Raw genomic sequence first — 249 nt, 5'->3', positions numbered from 1 at the left:
TCTTTGTCTTTCACTACAACCTTGGGATCCACCCACCAAAAATTGGGCCCTTCATAGGAGCCCCACTCAAGATGCACACTATAGTTGTCAGCAAAAGACCGCAATGCCGTTTGTAGATTGTAGAACATAGCATTGGAAGAACGAATGAAGATGACCATGACAACAATATGGGAGGTGGAGGCATCAAATGCGAGTTGAAGAAAGCTCTTCAGTTGTACCATAGACCAAATCATTTGGTTCCATTTTCCA

1 protein-coding gene is annotated in these 249 nt (G+C 43.4%); it reads right to left on the bottom strand.

Going from position 1 to position 249, the window contains the following annotated elements; all coding sequences use genetic code 11:
* A partial coding sequence (locus KVT31_RS29810; RefSeq protein WP_217613755.1) for a hypothetical protein occupies positions 1–233 on the bottom strand: 233 nt, incomplete at its 3' end.
* Positions 234–249: the final 16 nt, after the last annotated feature.

It is taken from the genome of Bacillus sp. GbtcB14 (genome assembly GCF_019091205.1).
Taxonomy (GTDB): Bacteria; Bacillota; Bacilli; order Bacillales; family Bacillaceae_G; genus Bacillus_A; species Bacillus_A cereus_AG.
The sequence above is the reverse complement of the archived record's forward strand: the minus strand, read 5'-3'. Positions and strand labels throughout refer to the sequence as shown.